This is a genomic window from Nostoc sp. KVJ20, from assembly GCF_001712795.1.
Taxonomy (GTDB): Bacteria; Cyanobacteriota; Cyanobacteriia; order Cyanobacteriales; family Nostocaceae; genus Nostoc.
On the sequence record NZ_KV757863.1, the window covers coordinates 1 to 881 of the forward strand.

Here is an 881-nt window from a genome sequence, read left to right on the forward strand (position 1 = left end):
GAGTAACAACTGCCCCAGTCTTATTTATCAATACCATTCGATATACCGCACGCTGGAAAATGACAGAGTTGATGACAGCCATTGTTGCAGTAAGTCACTAAGCTCTATTTATACCTGACTTGTTTGTGAGTGCTAGTCGGCGATCGCGCATTTGCTCGCTAGTTTTTGCCTGTTTTGTTGAATTTAAACGCCTCACTGGAATGACCGCAAAACAGGTTTGCTAACTTCCAAGTACTACATATATGTACGAGTAAAGGAGACAAAGATGAAGATTAAAGCAATCAAAAGACACCAGGGAATCGGAACAGAAGTGAAAGACGCGACTTACGTCGAGGCTGCCCGGTGGGGTAAGTATCGGTGGTGGCGGTATGTTCTGGGGCTGATGATCATCCTCTTTGCCTGGATGGTCGTTGCCAACTTCGCCAGTGCGCTCGTCGCGCTCGCGATCGGCGGCAAAGAGGGTGTCGCGGCTTTCGGTCGGCTGGATTATGCCGCGTTCGGTCGGGTGGGGGGCTTTGTCGTGAGCATGGCAGGTTTTCCGGTGTGGCTCGCGGGAATCCTCATCGCCGTCACCCTCATCCACCAGCGTCATCCCCGGACACTCGTCACGGCGCGGGAGCAGATCAGTTGGCGGCGCGTCGGTCATGGCTTTGTGGCTGGGTTTGTGCCGTGGGTGCTGCTAGCCGGACTGGGGCAGTACCTCCTCTACCCCGATAGCTTCTCCTTCAACTCCGACCTCAAGACGTTCGCGCTCTTTGTACCGATCGCGCTGGTCATCACCGCAATCCAGACGACCACTGAGGAGCTTTTCTTTCGCGGGTACATCGTGCAGGGCGCAAGCCTGATCTGGTCGAACCGCGTGTTTCTGGCGATCGTCTCGG

Annotated in this window: 1 pseudogene; it reads left to right on the forward strand. The window is 54.6% G+C overall.

Annotation, left to right across the window (positions count from 1 at the left end):
- Window positions 1-265: 265 nt before the first annotated feature.
- Window positions 266-881: pseudogene (locus A4S05_RS38340) on the forward strand (CPBP family intramembrane glutamate endopeptidase); the annotation flags it as partial.